Origin of the sequence: Sutcliffiella deserti (genome assembly GCF_020037475.1) — a bacterium.
GTDB lineage: Bacteria > Bacillota > Bacilli > Bacillales > Bacillaceae_I > Sutcliffiella_A > Sutcliffiella_A deserti.
The window spans coordinates 1-15,504 of the sequence record NZ_JAIQDB010000001.1 but is presented as its reverse complement, the minus strand read 5'-3'; the positions used below and the strand labels follow the sequence as shown (position 1 = coordinate 15,504).

Genomic DNA, 15,504 nt, shown 5'->3' with positions numbered 1-15,504 from the left:
ACAACGCGAAAATAGCCATTATTTTTTTGAGGAGGGGAAAAGAAGTTTCGCTTGGGGATACTCAATTTCATCTTAGCTAAATATTATAAGAAATTCAATATATGATAGGATTTTTTCTACTTAATCAACTTTGTTAAATTAAACTTTTAACTTGCAATAATTGTTAGCTTTCCAAGGGCCATATGGGTAGGTCTAATATCAAGAAAACACTAGGTTTACTAGCTTTTCCAGATTATAAAAAATAGGTTTATTTTTCATATGCTCGTTTTCATGAAAGCTTGCAACTATACCATAATAATACCATTCTTGGTACTCTTTTTCTCTCTTAAAACGAGTCCACACTTTATCTCCTTCGATTTGTATATCCTCCCTTATCGATTGTAGATTATGAATTTTATCTGCACAAATTACATATCCTATTTCAATGTCCACCCTTTTAATATGTTCAATGGTTTGCCTTTTTCTCGCTTCCCATGTTTCCTTCTTATTAGGTTCTGAACAGCCCTCCACTATTCTAGCGATATTTTCATTAAACTCCTCTTGTATTCTTTCAAGAGTTACATCAGTGTCCTCGACAGTATCGTGTAGAATACCAGCACAAATAATATCCTCTGCGCAATCTTCTTTTTGCAGTATCATTCCTACACTATATGGATGCACAATATAAGGGATATTCGTTCCTTTTCGATATTGATCCTGATGGGCTCTTGTTGCAACTACAATTGCTTTATCAATCAAATTCAATGTAAAACCTCCTATGCATTATAAGTGTTCATGTCTCTCATTAATTGTAACACCTATCTATCGCTTCTGTGTAAGATATTATAGCGAAATACTCGTTGGTTTTCATGCTTTGGCGTTATTAAATAGTATAAAGGAATGGTGTTTTCCTCCTTTATTTTGGAGAGATCACCCATGGAACGGTGTTAGTTGGTAGATTTCGAGGTGGCGTGCATGCGGTATTCCTGTGTTGCATACCACTTCTAGGGACTTGTGCACGGAACTCGGGTTTTTCGCACCACTTCTCGGGTTGCGCACGGAACTCGGTTTTTCCGCACCACTTCTCGAGATTTGCGCACTGAACGCTTTTCTCCAAGTCAAGTCCTCATAATCTCGCTTAATTTCCCAGCATAGTAAAAGCGGATCCATATGCCAATTAATTCCCCAATTAATTTTATGAAAGGCTCCTTCTTTCCAACTCAATTTACATAAAATTTCTCGGAAAATTATAGACTTTCTTCATAAAAATAGACAACCCTATTCAAAAGTAAGCATACGTATTAATAGTAGGCTGTTTTCGCTTTAAATGTTACTTAAGGTGAGTTTGTACAAGCCGTGTTGGCATTTTTGAATAAAGCCTAATAGAAAGACACGCTTAGGAAAAGGAGTTGACCGGAAAGTGAGATTTTATATTTTAAAGAAAAGTGTAGTGAAGATCGTTTTTTTCTGTACCTTAATTGCTCTTGGAGGCTGGTATATAGTTAATGTAGGTGCTATTCCTACTACTGGAAAACCTCTCGAAGAAAATAAGCTGGTTTTTCATATGATAACCTCTGAGTTTAAGACCACCCTAACAGATGGGACGGAGATTGAAGCATACAGGTTTGATCCCGGTACTATTACGGTTCCTAAAGGAAAAGATATCACTCTAAGTATATTTGGCGTTAACGGGTCAGATCATCCATTCACGATTGAAGGTACAGACATTTCAGGTGTGGTAAAAAAGGGAGAAGTAACCTTGATTAATACACGATTTGATAAACCGGGTGTATATCAATTAATATGTACAACCCACTCCAACCACAATGGCCAACATAGTCCCCCTATGGTTGCTTATATCTATGTTTATTAATGGTTGGATGTTTCTGTACTAAGATAATTCTGATAGGAATGATAGTATATAGTCTTTTGAATCTGGTAAATATCGTGTCCCCAGCGTCTATCCCCTAGAGGGAAAGGCGCTTTTGCATTTTCCGTAGGAAGAGCACATTATTTAAAATTTGCAGTGAAATCCAACCTCCCTCTAATCCTACATTCCATACTCACAAAAAGCAGTCACTTTTTAAAATTAAAATAACATTAACAAATGAATCTTTTGCAACTGCCCGATTTAATGGTATAATTTCAACGACATTAATTTTGGAGGAAAAGTATATATGCTTACAGTTACAAATATAAGTTTGCGTTTTGGTGATCGAAAATTATTTGAAGATGTTAACATAAAATTTACACCAGGAAATTGCTACGGTCTTATTGGAGCAAATGGTGCAGGTAAATCTACGTTCCTGAAAATTCTTTCTGGAGAAGTAGAAGCTCAAACTGGTGATGTCCACATGAATCCAGGCGAGCGTATGGCTATTTTGAAGCAGAACCAGTTTGAATATGAAGAACATGAAGTAATGAAAGTCGTAATTATGGGGCATTCACGTCTTTATGAGGTGATGCAGGAAAAAGATGCAATATATATGAAGGAAGACTTCTCTGATGAAGATGGTATGCGTGCTGCCGAACTAGAAGGTGAGTTTGCCGAACTTAACGGTTGGGAAGCAGAGTCTGAAGCCGCTATTCTATTAAAAGGTTTAGGGATTTCTGTTGACCTTCATACGAAAAAGATGGCAGATTTGTCTGGTGGAGACAAAGTCAAAGTTTTACTTGCTCAAGCGCTTTTCGGGAAACCGGATGTATTGTTATTAGATGAGCCAACAAATAACTTAGACATAAAAGCTATTCAATGGTTAGAGGAATTTCTTATCAACTTCGAAAATACCGTAATTGTCGTTTCTCATGACCGTCATTTCTTAAACAAAGTTTGTACACACATTGCTGATTTGGATTATAGCAAAATTCAGGTTTATGTAGGTAACTATGATTTCTGGTATGAATCAAGTCAACTTGCTTCCCGATTATCTTCAGATGCTAACCGTAAAAAAGAAGAAAAAGTAAAAGAGCTTCAAGCATTTATTGCCAGATTTAGTGCAAATGCTTCGAAATCAAAACAGGCAACCTCTCGTAAGAAACTATTAGAAAAAATAACAATTGATGATATTAAACCATCTTCAAGAAAGTACCCTTATGTTAATTTTACACCTGAACGGGAAATCGGAAATGATTTACTACGGGTTGAAGGATTAACTAAGACAATTGATGGAGTCAAAGTATTAGATAACATCAGCTTTATCATGAATAAAGAAGACAAAATTGCTTTAGTTGGCGGAAATGAATTAGCTAACACTACGCTGCTTAAGATTTTGGCAGGTGAAATGGAGCCTGATAGCGGAACCTTTAGATGGGGTATTACAACTTCCCATTCCTACTTTCCTAGAGACAATTCCGCGTACTTTGAAGGGGTTGACGTGAACTTAGTCGACTGGCTACGTGAATATTCACCTAACGACCAGACAGAAAGCTTTTTACGTGGTTTCTTAGGAAGAATGCTATTCTCTGGTGAAGAAGTATTAAAGAAAGCAAGTGTTCTTTCAGGAGGAGAGAAAGTTCGCTGCATGCTTTCTAAAATGATGCTAAGCGGCGGTAATGTCTTGTTGCTTGATGACCCTACCAACCATTTGGATTTAGAATCTATTACCGCTTTAAATAATGGTTTAATAAACTTTAAAGGGGCCATGATATTCACTTCTCATGACCACCAGTTTATCCAAACAATAGGAAACAGAATGATCGAGATCACGCCTAATGGTATTGTTGATAAACAAATGCCTTATGATGAGTACTTGGAAGACCCTTCTGTACAAAAGCAACTTGCAGAATTATATGCCTAATAAAAAGCCTTCTTAGGAGGGCTTTTTTCTTTATTGAAGGCTATTTTCGTCAACTTCTTGAAAAAGTAGTATTTTTCGTTACTTTTCTTATTTATTAAGGTATATTAATTTTAAGATACTTATTCAATGTTACGGAAATGAGGTAGAATTATGCCGCAAACAAAGTGGTTTCGGATTGGGTACGGATTAATTGTTTTACTATTAATTATTTACTTAGCATCTTTAGTTGGTTTTATCTTTACTCCAATTACAATTGTAATAAAAACACTATTTGCACCTATTATTTTAGCAGGAGTCATCTACTACTTATTACGTCCACTCGTAAATCTGGCTGCACTGTACATGCCAAGGGCGGTTGGGATATTAATTATTTATCTGATTTTTATTGGATTGATTACACTTGTCATCTTCTTAATAGGGCCGACTTTACAACAACAGGTTAATAGCCTAGTTAAAAACACGCCAGGAATTGTAAATGAAATTCGTGATTTCACAATTGCACTACAGGAAAATGAGTATGTCTCGAGATTTCAGCAAGATGAGTTATTTTCATTAGAAGAGATTTCCAGAGATATAGCAGATAATTTAAATGCTTACTTAGCAACGTTAGGATCAAATCTAATAAATGTGATAAGTGCAATAACAGGTTTTGTTATTATCCTTGTCATTATACCTTTTGTGCTCTTCTATATGTTAAAGGATGGGGATAGACTATCAGATCAAGTCCTTAAGTTTATTCCAAGGCAACATGAACGCGAAGGAAAAAGTGTCTTAAAAGATATGGATACTGCACTTAGTTCCTATATACAGGGTCAAATTATTGTTAGTGTTTTTGTTGGGGTCATGATTTATATTGGATTCTTAATTATCGGGTTAGAATATTCGTTAGTTTTAGCTCTTATTGCGATGTTTACGAATGTGATCCCATTTATTGGGCCATTTATCGGAACCATTCCAAGTGTTATCGTAGCATTTTTTGATCGCCCTATTATGGCATTATGGGTATTACTCGTCGTAATCATTGTTCAGCAGATTGAAAGTAACATTATTTCTCCTCAGGTTATGGGAAAAAAATTGGACGTCCATCCGCTGACTATTATCCTTTTGCTACTTGTTGCAAGTAAATTTGCAGGGTTATTAGGACTTTTACTGGCAGTTCCCACTTATGCAATTTCAAAAGTAATTGTGCTGCATACTATCCGATTTATAAAACTGCGAAAAGTAAGAGTACCAGACGATACGTTGTATTAATAACTTAGCATGAAAGGATAGTAATCTCCTTTCATGCTTTTTACTATGCTTTTCATTGGCACTTTTTGCTTAATCTTGGTATGATGGAATGGTGACTTTAGTATATTAAATTAAGAAAGTGCAGGGATAAAAATGGCGCAAACACATACTTTTACAAAAGGCGAAGAAATTGCAAATTCAATTACACACGGGATTGGTATGTTAATCAGTGTTGCTGCACTAGTTCTACTAATAATATTTGCTAGCATTGACGGAACACTTCTTCACTTATTTACTTTTATTATTTATGGAATAACTATGCTGATGCTCTACACCGCATCCACCATGTTACATGCATTACCAAAAGGAAAAGCTAAAAATGTCTTTGAGATTTTGGATCATTCCTCCATTTACTTTTTCATTGCAGGTAGTTATACCCCCATTACATTAATCGTCATGGATGGTGTAATTGGTTGGACCATTTTTGGTATTGTTTGGACTTTAGCTATTGCAGGAACTATCTTCAAAGTCTTTTTTGTTCGTAAATTTCTTTTTGCTTCAACTATCCTCTATGTCTTAATGGGTTGGCTAGCTGTATTTGGCTGGAATGAAATTACGGCTAAAGTAGGGGCTGACGGCATAGTATTTCTTGTGTCAGGAGGAATCGTTTATAGTTTAGGAGCTATTTTCTATATGTGGAGAGCATTTCCTTATCATCATGCAGTTTGGCATATTTTCGTTTTAGTCGGAACGCTATTACATTTCTTTTTCTTTTTATTCTATGTATTACCGATCAGTTAGAAAAACCGGAGGAACCAATTAGTCCTCCGGTTTTCTATATTTATTGGATTTTTGTTGCAACCAATAGAATTAATAGGTTGTAAATCCAAATAGTTTTTGAAGTCGGTACATTACTTTTTTAAGGTAAGGTCTTTCGTCTGCATATGCTTCAAACGGTAAAGTGTACTCTACATCTTCATTTACCCATAATCTATGAAAATAGTCATCTACTTCTGTCATGATTTCAGAGTCATTTGGTGCCTTTATTTTAATATTAGTTTCCAAATTAAGATCATCTAAATTTCTTTTTGTAAAATTGGCAGAACCGCCAATAATAGTAGACGAGTCGTCCTTTTTCAAAAAAATCATTTTAGGATGATATTGCTCCCCTTTTGTATTAAACCACTTTATCTTTATATTCCCTCCTCCCTCTTCTATCAGTTCTGCTGCAACCGGTCTATTAGGCATTCCGATTTTCTGTTGTCCAAAGGCATGTTCATTTGGATCTAATACCATATTAATGTTTACTCCACGTTTGGCAGCCTCAATTAATTCTTCTACAATATTTCTTTCTGCTAGATAAAACATACCTAGCCAAATTTCTTCTCCTTGTTTTGTTTCTTTAATATCCCGAACAACATGCTTAAGTATTTTACCTTCTGTTAACAGTTGTACTTTGATATCTCCTTCTTCTGATTCAGAGGTGCGGGACATATCATAAGTTGGTAGCTCTCCTCCGCCTGAAAAATCGAGTATTGCCTGCTCGGTTATAAGCAGTTCTTGAATAATCGGCCCTGACACTTCAAAGGCAACATTGGAATGAAAGCCGCTAGCATCATGAGGATTGGCAGATGAAATGATTGCTGATTTATCTGTAATCACTACTTTTCTATGATTTGCTTTTATATTTAGTAGCTTTAAATAAGAACGTACTGTTGTTTCAGGGGCGTTTTCAGACATAGGGTTCTTTACCCATCCGGAACCTTCCTGACCAAACCATTGAAAGAAGACACGCCATACTCCTGAATATAAAGGATTCGAATCTCGCAGTACATTAACATTTGTCTCTACTACTCTTATACCATTATCTTTAAGTAATTCTAGTTTCTTCGTGTTATGTCCACCGTACGTAGTATTGATTTGGTCTGTAATAAAAACGATCTCCATATCTATGTTTTTATTTTTCTTATTAATAAGGGCTTCCGTCAAATTTTCACTTAATGGAGGAAAATCACGTTCCCCATCGTTGTATCCATTAAATAAAAACATGTCTAGTACTATAAAGTCTTCCGCCTCTTCTATTATTTTATATATTCTTTCGAAAATAGAATGCTCTGAAATTTCTTTATTATCTTTCTGATAGGTTAAATCGTACAGAAAATCAACATTTGATACAGTATGTTCCTCACCTTCAAATGAAACATTATCTGGCAGGGGTTTATAGCTATGGTAAATACTCGTACTTATTACAACTAAAATAATTAATGTAATAAAAACAATAAATTTACGTTTCTTTAATTGGTCCAACATGCCTTTTGCCCCTTTTACATCCAACCCTAAAAAGCTCGTAAAAACTACAAGCTTTTTTAGATAGGATCTTCAAATTATGTTTATGCAGCATATCAAATTTTTACAAGCTTATACCCTTTTTCCTTCCAGATGTATTGTATTCCCTGCTTAAAGGATTGGAAGGTTTTAACTTGCATTGTAAGACCTTTCTTTACCATTTCTTGTACAAATTGAACATTCAAGCCGACAAAGACTGCTTCAGATCCCATGAGCTTTAATGCTTCCGCTACTTGGTCAAGATGAAATACGACAGCTTCACCAAAGTCATCCACTATTCCGGTAAAGTCAAAAATAATGTATTCTGCTTTTCTCTCTGCACAAGCCATTAATATCGCGTCTTTTGTATATTGCATTCTCTCTTCCGAAAGAATGCCTGTCATGGCAACCAATAATACAGAGTCAATCGCTGTTCCGATTATAGGAGTATAAAGGCTCTTTAACTGTGTTTGCTGATATAATAATTCTTGTTCAAAATCTGTTACGTCTTTCCATGTCAGAATATACCCTGTAAGGTTTCCTGTGTTGTTATGAACCATGTCCACCACTATATTGGCTGTAAATCTATTGAATAGCTTTATTTGCGCTTTATGCGGAAAATTACCTTCCTCGATTATTTTAGTTTGCCTTGGGCCATGGAACAGAGAAAGATTAATGCCAATAAAGTCATCGGGATTATCCATTTTCACGTAGGGCCCAATGGTTGTAAGCAGCTCTCTTGCAGGTTGGTTAAACCATCTAATATCTTGATTTTTATCTGCAAAAATTAAACTTTCTCCAATACTGTCCAATAATTTAATTACGTTCATTTCTTTGAACATCTCTATATCTACTGAGTCCATATTGCTGCCCCCTTTTACTTCGTTACTGTATATTTAATCTCCTATATTAGTTTAATTAATTTTCATTTAAAGAAATAATTAGAAGTATATCATCATTTGTATCAGGGTTTCCTCTACCATCTGTATTATTCGTAATGGCATAGAGATATTCTTCCTCTATAACTATATCTCTTATTCTCCCGTATTCTCTTACCAATGGATACTCTTCTTGTGTTTCTAGATTAAAGGACCGGATTGCTTCCCCTCTTAAAGCTGCAACATACAAAATGTTATTGTGAAAAGCTATTCCAGAAGGTGCCCACGTTTTAGAGCCAGAATGAAATAATGGCGGCACCATTTTTTCTTCTTGTTCACTCCCGGTGATCACTGGCCAACCGTAATTTTGTCCTGGCTCAATTATATTTATTTCATCTCTTGCAGACGGTCCATGTTCTGATGCATACATCGTTTCACTTTCTAAGTCCCAAGCCATTCCCTGAGAGTTGCGATGGCCGTATGAATAAACATAAGAGTCGTGATAAGGATTATCGGATGGAATAGAACCGTCTAACTCCATTCGTAATATACTCCCCTGTAACGAATCTGGGTTTTGAGCACTTTCTGGATTCTGAACATCTCCTATTGTTACGTAAAGCATGGAATCAGGACCAATTTTTATCCTGCCGCCATTATGAAAAGTAGATCCTTCTATATTTTCCAAAAGGACACTTTGCTCTACCCACTTATCTTCTTCATATTTTATCACGACTAAACGGTTTTTTATGGCATCTTCTGAACCATAAGTATGGTAGAGGAATGCTAATTTATTATTTTCAAAGTCAGGATGAAGGACCATCCCTAAAAGTCCACCTTCCCCATGATGTAAAACATTTTCATGAAGCTCAACGGACTCTCTTTGTTGAACTTCATTTTCGATTTTAGTTATAGTCCCATTTCTTTCGGTAATAAAAAAAATGTCCTTATGCTTCACTATCGCCCAAGGACTTTCCAGGTTCCGCGCAATAACTTCTACAGAAGAATTTTCACTTGAACTAGAGGATTTATTATCACTTTCTTGAGTGGTATTTACACATCCGCTGCTTATTAGAACCAATAATAACGCCCATAAAAAAAGTTTTTTGCTCATAGAGACACCTCACTTATTTTATATACCCTTTTTAATGATAAATAAACATCCAAACAATGGAGCTCCACTATATACTTGAGAGTAATTAACTGCGTGTAACACTTTAAAGTTCCCAAATCAGAAAAAAACAAGACGATTGAACGCCTTGCTGCTTTAGATGGTTTCAAAATAATTTTTATAATAACCACCAATGTGTCCGCTATTATCTTCTAGAAAATAAAACTCTTCTGTTTCGTTTTTCACTTCATATGTTTTGCCTTTTGTTAACATGTTATCAACTAAGTATTTTTCAGCATTAGTATGTATGCATTTAACTACTTTTATTGCTTCTCGGTTCTTCCAGGTTTGATGAATCACTAAGATACCTCCTAAATTAACTTTTCCCCCTAATCATATCTCAACTACACTTTTTTCGCCAGTTTGGATTTTTTGAACTTAACACACTCCTTATTCATATAATTAGGGGAGGTGAAAGAAATGAGCAAACAAGCATACACAGAACTTCTTGCCTTACTTGGTATAGGCGGTGCCCATCCAGGGGGACTGGAGTTAACAAAAGACATTCTTACTGAAATGGATTTAAACAATAAAACAGTGCTAGAGGTTGGGTGTGGCACTGGTCAAACATCAGCGTATTTGTGTTCTCATGGTGCGAAACTAACTACGATAGATAACCACCCCCTTATGGTAGAAAAAGCAAACAAAAGATTTCTTGAACGTCAGTTGCCTTGTACAGCGTTGAAGATGAGTATAGAAGAAACATTACTTGTTCCTTCAACTTTTGATTATGTACTTGCTGAATCGGTCCTTACATTTACGAATATTAAAAAATCCATACCTGAAGTGTACCGCCTCTTAAAGCGAAATGGCTCTCTCATTTGTATTGAAATGACTAAAAAAGAGACCCTTCCTAAATCGCTAGAGACCAAAATGAAGCAAGTTTATGGCATTCCTAAAATTTTAACAAAAGAGGAGTGGGATAAAACTTTCAGTAGTTTTGGGTTTCGTGAAATAAACCATAATAGTATCGCTCTCTCTAATATTGAACCTTCTGAACCAGAATTGGATCCCTCCCATGATATTGGTGAAGAATACTTTTCGATACTCAGAAAGCATGAAGAATTAACATTAGAAACAGGCTCACACATTGAATTAAGTATTATTAAGGCAAAAAAATAAGGGGTTTTTCCTAAAGTGTAAGGGAACAAGATGTCCAGAACCGAGCCCTATCCATTATTATTTTGACTAAACAAAAACAGCTAAAGTCAGTAAGATTCTGACATTAGCTGTTTTTCGTCATTCCACTAGGTAAGTCTTCATATTCCTCCTGTAGAGAAACTGGAATTTGGTTGTTTTTTGCAAATAACAATAAAACATCGTACATCTCTTGAGGCTTATAATTTATAAGTCTCAACGGGAAAGGATGATTTTTGGAATAATAAAGATAAGCTCCTTTCGTGGACCAGCCTACTCGCTTAAACTCAATCTTCCTTATCTCCACTGCAGAGATGTTTTTTTTCTTTAATGTTTTTCCTAAAAGACTTACTTCGTAAAGAAGCTCATTTCCTACTACACTTAAACCATATCGAGTACATAATGCAAGCAAGGATATGCCCGAAATGGCAAAATAGATAATAGCAATCAATTTGCTAGTAGCGAGATGATTATACCCTTGAAGAAAACAAACGGCCATTAGAAAACCATGGAATGCTGAAGAATATCCTGCATAATAGTTAATGACTTTCACCACCTTAGTTCTTCTATATTTAAGTATTACCAATATTTATACATAATATTATTTGTATCAATGATATGATTGTAAAATTATACTAATTCATCCTGTAAACTTATCAAAATGGGAACATTTATACAGTGATATTTCGATAATATCTTGCTACTATGTATTCTAGAGAGTCCGAGAGTTGTTAAAATACAACACAAGGAGGAATTCTATTATATGAAAAACCTATTGATAATTTTAGCTCTAGCTGTTGTATTATTAGCAGGAACAGGTATTACTGCAAAAGCAGCAGAGTCATATAAAGTTCAAACCGATGACACATTATTGAATATAGGAAAATCTTATGGGGTGTCTGTTAAAGAAATGCAAGCTATTAACAATAAAGGGAATCACTTAATTTTTCCTGGTGAGTCATTAAAGCTTCCAAAGGCAGTGTCTGAAGAAGAAAAAGAAATTCTTGCTCGTCTTGTACACGCCGAATCAAAAGGGGAACCTTATGAAGGAAAAGTAGCAGTTGCTACCGTTGTGTTAAATCGAGTAGATAGCGACTTATTTCCGAACTCAATTAAAGAGGTAATCTTAGAAACCTCTGCAGGCGGAGTTTATCAATTTTCTCCAGTTAAAAATGGCGAAATAAATAAAAAAGCCGATAAGGAAGCTATTAAAGCAGTAGAGGAAGCAATTGCTTTTGGTGGAGATGGACAAGAATCCTTATATTTCTTTAACCCTGATAAAACCGGAGATCAATGGATTCGTACGAGACCTGTTACTAAAATAATAGGCAATCATGTTTTCGCACAATAAAAAAAGAGGTACCCGGATTGTGAACTGTACCCCTAATAATGGACACTTTAATAAAAGCGACCTATGCACCTAGTAAATGACCTCGGTATTGAACCGGGGTCATTTTCTTTAATCCCCATTGGTAACGATTATTATTATATTCTTCAATAAACGAGTTTACCTGCTGCTTCAATTGTCGTAAGGTCCCACATGCTTTATGATCTACCCAATCCTTAAAATGACCAAAGAAAGATTCCATCGGTGCGTTATCCCAGCAGTTTCCTCGTCTGGACATGGATTGCTTTATCTTTAGCTTCTTCACCTTATCCTGAAACAATGGATGGGTATAATGGAAGCCCTGATCAGAGTGCAGGATAGCTTCAGGATGGAAATATTCTGTTGTTTCTTGAAGTTTATTAAGTGTTTGATAGACAATTTTCATTTCAAGTGAAGTGGATAAGTAATGGGCTAAGATCTCTTTGGTTGCGCCATCTTTTACACAGGAGAGATAGGCTTTCTGGCCATTGCTATAATAAAGATACGTAATATCCGTTAATAATACTTTTCCTGGTTCTCCTTGATCAAACTCTCGATTAACTAAGTTCTCACAAGTACGATGTTCTTGTGTGGCTCTAAGCATTTTGCGGTATGGGTTTGCTCTTAGGAGCTTAGTTACAAGGTTGAATTTTCGCATGAGCCTTCTAATCTTTTTATGATTCATGACAACGTAATAATCTAATCATTTTCTAAGAACATTTTGATGGACAGAGCTCCTGCCTTATCGTTTTTTTGCTTAAAAATATATCGGATAAGTTCTACTTCTAATTCATCCGATTCCTCACGTAATTGCCGTTTCTCTTCACCTTGAAGCCATGCATAATACCCACTGCGGCTGACATTACATAATTCGCAAAGAGTGGATACTTGCCACCTTAGCTGGTGGAGTCCTAATGGTTATTCAATAAGTTGATATTTCTCTGATGCCTTTAACGTTTTTTCTTCAGCGCCTGCCTCTCGAGATCTTCTAGCTTTTTTAAGAAATCATTCTCTGCTTCCAAATACTTAATTCTTGCTTCTGCTTTTTTTAGCTTCTCTTCGGAAGATAGGTTCTTACTTGAAGGTCGTCCAGAACTACCTTTTCCTCTTCTTTCCGCTTCCAAGCCTACCTCTCCATACTTCGAGTATATATTCCTCCACCGATGCAGTCATTTTTGAGGCTGTTTCTTACCAATCAAATCTAAATCAAATCCATGCTCAATAAAGATTTGAGTAGGGATTTTACCCGATTGATTATCTAATACCGCTTTATGTTTAAATGCAGGGGTATAAGTGATAGAACGTTCTGACGCTCGTAAAACGTTAGGGTTTTTCTCTAATTCTTTTATTTGAAAGTCTGTAAAAAGGTTTCTACTCATGATTGATTCTCCGTTCAAATTAGTTAATTAATTATAAACGGGTTTTCTGGTTTTAGACATAGAAAAACCCGAGTAAGGGCACTTTTTATTTAGTGTCCATTATTCGGGTAGTAGTTCATTGCATTCCAGGTACCTCTTTCTTTTATACTGTTTTATAATTTTTATGGTTAATTACAGTGCGAAGAGGTTCGCCTGTACTAGGATTTTTGCCGATTTCTACAATTACTGAACTATCACGAACCACAATTACTTTTCCTTTAGTGCCTTTATTTGTCCCAGTTTTAATTTGAATGGTGTCACCAATTTGTATACCATTACCTTTTACCTCTTCCATTTTTAACCCACCTCTTTAAAATTTTTAATGTCCTTTATTATTACCCTTAATCGTCAGAAAGCAAAATTGTTTTTATTTGGTTTAACACGATTGTTTGAATAGACTGCTCTTCATTAAATAATTGATGATCTCCTCCATCAATTAAAGTGGCCCTACTTTGTGGATATTTATTAAGAATAAAAGAAATATTATATCTCCAGTCCACTGTCTTATCCCTATTCCCTTGAATAATGTAGAAGGTGACCGGCTTTATCGAATAGTCAAGAAGAGACTGATTCCATTTTGATAATGAATGAAGCCAACTTGTAGGTAAAGAAGTGAATTGAAGTGGATCTTTTTTTACAAATTCTAAATATTCCTTATTAGCAGAGTTATTCCTGAATTTTCTTCTAATAAATTTAATTCTATTCCTTATTAGTTTAACTCCTAACTCAGAAAAAGACCATAAATAAGGTCTAATAAGCGGGGCGACTAGAATAATTTTTTGAAAAGAATAAGAACTGTGATGTGTATTTTCAATTAGTATGGACGCCCCTGTACTATGTCCTATGCCAAAAAAGGGTATGTCCCTGTACTTTTCTTTTGCAGGTAACACTACTTCTTCCAACACTTTGGAATATTCACTGAAGTCTTGAATTTCTCCCCGTGGCCCATAAGAATGACCATGACCCGGTAAATCAAAAGTAATAACTCCATAGGAATGAGAAATAAGATAAGAAATGATATTTTGAAGAGCTCCTGCATGATCTAAATAGCCATGAATTAATACTACTATGCCCTTCATATGTTTAGGATAAAACGTTTGGACAAAAATTTCCCCATTTTTATAAGGCTGGAATCTGTAGTGGTGAATGTTTTCTAATTCAGTCATATTATAGAGTTTTAAATAGGTTTCTTTATTAAAGCTTGGTTGAACTGTTTCCAAGTTTTTCATTATTCATCCCTAATTTTAAGATTGTTTATTTCTTCCTATAGCATAACCTAAAAACAGACGAACAGTACATAAAGTTGTTGAATAATTAACGACTCATTGAAGAAAGATATCTATATAACTAAAAAAGAGGTGAATGAAATGAGTATTAAAGGAATTTTGGTTACAGGACTTGCTTTAACTATGCTAACTACAGGTTGTGCCAATGTAAACGACTATGGAACTGAAGAACGTGGAGCTCCCAATGACGCCTTAAATGTGAACTACGATCAGAACAATCGCAACCTCACACGGAATGTCCGGAATAATAATAATGCCAATGATGAATCAAGGCTAGTTGTGGCGGACCGTGCGGCAGATAAGGTTACTGAATTGGAAGAAATAGAATCATGTAATGTTATTGTGACGAATCGAAACGCTTACGTCGCAGCAGTATTAGATAATGATGAAGTTGGTGGAAATGATTTATCTAAACAAGTGGAAAGAAAAATAGCCGAACAGGTGCGTAAGGCTGATGGGGATATTAGAAACGTATATGTATCCGTGAATCCAGAATTTGTTGATAGAATGGGCGGCTATGCAAATGATTTAGAATCAGGTAGACCAATCGGTGGATTATTTGATGAATTTACTGAAACTATTCAACGTGTGTTCCCAACAAATGCTAATAGATAGTAATTAAGGTAGTTTCTTTATTTATGAATAATAATTAGGGGACTGTTTAAACCCCCTGACACTTTCCGTTTCGGATGTTAGCTTTAGGCGAAGTGTTGCGTCGGTACCTTCCTCGGCTGCATAAGCCGAGGAGCCCTTTATAGTGCTCCGTCAACTATAAATTCTGCTGTGGGTCCATCCCCCTGCTTTTCATGTACTTACAATGCTTTGGTTGCAACATCATTTTTCTGCTTGCCTGCTTTTCATGTACTTACTTTCCTCTTTTTGGTACATCATCCATCCGCTTGCCTGCTTTTCATGTACTT

At 35.6% G+C, this 15,504-nt stretch carries 15 protein-coding genes and 1 pseudogene; 7 read left to right on the top strand and 9 right to left on the bottom strand.

Going from position 1 to position 15,504, the window contains the following annotated elements; all coding sequences use genetic code 11:
* Positions 1-198: 198 nt before the first annotated feature.
* On the bottom strand, positions 199-744 hold the full coding sequence (locus K9B36_RS00080) for an HD domain-containing protein (RefSeq protein WP_223699869.1): 546 nt from the start codon (positions 742-744) through the stop codon (positions 199-201).
* Positions 745-1,399: 655 nt separating this feature from the next.
* On the opposite strand from K9B36_RS00080, the gene K9B36_RS00075 reads away from it, so the two are divergent.
* From K9B36_RS00075 to trhA, 4 genes are all read left to right on the top strand, one after another.
* Complete coding sequence (locus K9B36_RS00075; protein ID WP_223699866.1) at positions 1,400-1,852, top strand: cupredoxin domain-containing protein; 453 nt, start codon at positions 1,400-1,402, stop codon at positions 1,850-1,852.
* 304 nt (positions 1,853-2,156) lie between these two features.
* Entirely contained in the window at positions 2,157-3,776 is a 1,620-nt protein-coding gene (locus tag K9B36_RS00070) for an ABC-F family ATP-binding cassette domain-containing protein (RefSeq protein ID WP_223699864.1), read from the top strand.
* 150 nt (positions 3,777-3,926) lie between these two features.
* Entirely contained in the window at positions 3,927-5,027 is a 1,101-nt protein-coding gene (locus K9B36_RS00065; RefSeq protein ID WP_223699862.1) for an AI-2E family transporter, read from the top strand.
* 132 nt (positions 5,028-5,159) lie between these two features.
* Positions 5,160-5,807 (top strand): PAQR family membrane homeostasis protein TrhA, encoded by a 648-nt coding sequence (trhA, locus tag K9B36_RS00060; RefSeq protein ID WP_223699860.1) that lies wholly within the window; start codon positions 5,160-5,162, stop codon positions 5,805-5,807.
* 69 nt (positions 5,808-5,876) lie between these two features.
* On the opposite strand, the gene K9B36_RS00055 is transcribed toward trhA, so the two are convergent.
* The 4 genes from K9B36_RS00055 to K9B36_RS00040 form a co-directional block, all read right to left on the bottom strand.
* A complete protein-coding gene (locus K9B36_RS00055; RefSeq protein WP_223699855.1) occupies positions 5,877-7,316 on the bottom strand; it encodes a phospholipase D family protein in 1,440 nt (479 codons plus the stop codon).
* A gap of 92 nt (positions 7,317-7,408) precedes the next feature.
* Positions 7,409-8,194 (bottom strand): STAS domain-containing protein, encoded by a 786-nt coding sequence (locus tag K9B36_RS00050; RefSeq protein WP_223699853.1) that lies wholly within the window; start codon positions 8,192-8,194, stop codon positions 7,409-7,411.
* A 55-nt stretch (positions 8,195-8,249) separates the two neighbouring features.
* Positions 8,250-9,320, bottom strand: coding sequence for a PQQ-dependent sugar dehydrogenase (locus tag K9B36_RS00045; RefSeq protein WP_223699852.1), 1,071 nt, complete (start codon positions 9,318-9,320; stop codon positions 8,250-8,252).
* Positions 9,321-9,473: 153 nt separating this feature from the next.
* Positions 9,474-9,677, bottom strand: a complete 204-nt coding sequence (locus K9B36_RS00040) for a DUF6501 family protein (protein WP_223699851.1) — start codon at positions 9,675-9,677, stop codon at positions 9,474-9,476.
* Positions 9,678-9,797: 120 nt separating this feature from the next.
* On the opposite strand from K9B36_RS00040, the gene K9B36_RS00035 reads away from it, so the two are divergent.
* On the top strand, positions 9,798-10,499 hold the full coding sequence (locus K9B36_RS00035) for a class I SAM-dependent methyltransferase (RefSeq protein WP_223699850.1): 702 nt from the start codon (positions 9,798-9,800) through the stop codon (positions 10,497-10,499).
* A gap of 103 nt (positions 10,500-10,602) precedes the next feature.
* Here the strand turns inward: K9B36_RS00035 and K9B36_RS00030 are convergent, their stop codons facing one another.
* The gene (locus K9B36_RS00030) at positions 10,603-11,070 is read right to left on the bottom strand and encodes a hypothetical protein (RefSeq protein WP_223699849.1); all 468 of its coding nucleotides are present in this window, start codon (positions 11,068-11,070) and stop codon (positions 10,603-10,605) included.
* A gap of 207 nt (positions 11,071-11,277) precedes the next feature.
* Here K9B36_RS00030 and K9B36_RS00025 point away from each other — a divergent pair, with 207 nt between their 5' ends.
* Complete coding sequence (locus K9B36_RS00025; protein WP_223699848.1) at positions 11,278-11,865, top strand: cell wall hydrolase; 588 nt, start codon at positions 11,278-11,280, stop codon at positions 11,863-11,865.
* Positions 11,866-11,926: 61 nt separating this feature from the next.
* On the opposite strand, the pseudogene K9B36_RS00020 reads toward K9B36_RS00025, so the two are convergent.
* The 3 genes and pseudogenes from K9B36_RS00020 to K9B36_RS00010 all read right to left on the bottom strand — a co-directional run bounded on the left by K9B36_RS00020 (position 11,927) and on the right by K9B36_RS00010 (position 14,527).
* Positions 11,927-13,259, bottom strand: a pseudogene (locus K9B36_RS00020) (IS3 family transposase).
* 142 nt (positions 13,260-13,401) lie between these two features.
* A complete protein-coding gene (locus tag K9B36_RS00015; protein ID WP_223699847.1) occupies positions 13,402-13,593 on the bottom strand; it encodes a DUF2187 family protein in 192 nt (63 codons plus the stop codon).
* A gap of 46 nt (positions 13,594-13,639) precedes the next feature.
* Positions 13,640-14,527 carry an alpha/beta fold hydrolase gene (locus K9B36_RS00010; protein WP_223699846.1) on the bottom strand — a complete coding sequence of 296 codons (888 nt, stop codon included), beginning with the start codon at positions 14,525-14,527 and terminating at the stop codon, positions 13,640-13,642.
* A gap of 138 nt (positions 14,528-14,665) precedes the next feature.
* Between K9B36_RS00010 and K9B36_RS00005 the strand changes: the two genes are divergently transcribed.
* Positions 14,666-15,199, top strand: coding sequence for a YhcN/YlaJ family sporulation lipoprotein (locus K9B36_RS00005; RefSeq protein WP_223699845.1), 534 nt, complete (start codon positions 14,666-14,668; stop codon positions 15,197-15,199).
* The last annotated feature ends 305 nt before the right edge of the window (positions 15,200-15,504 follow it).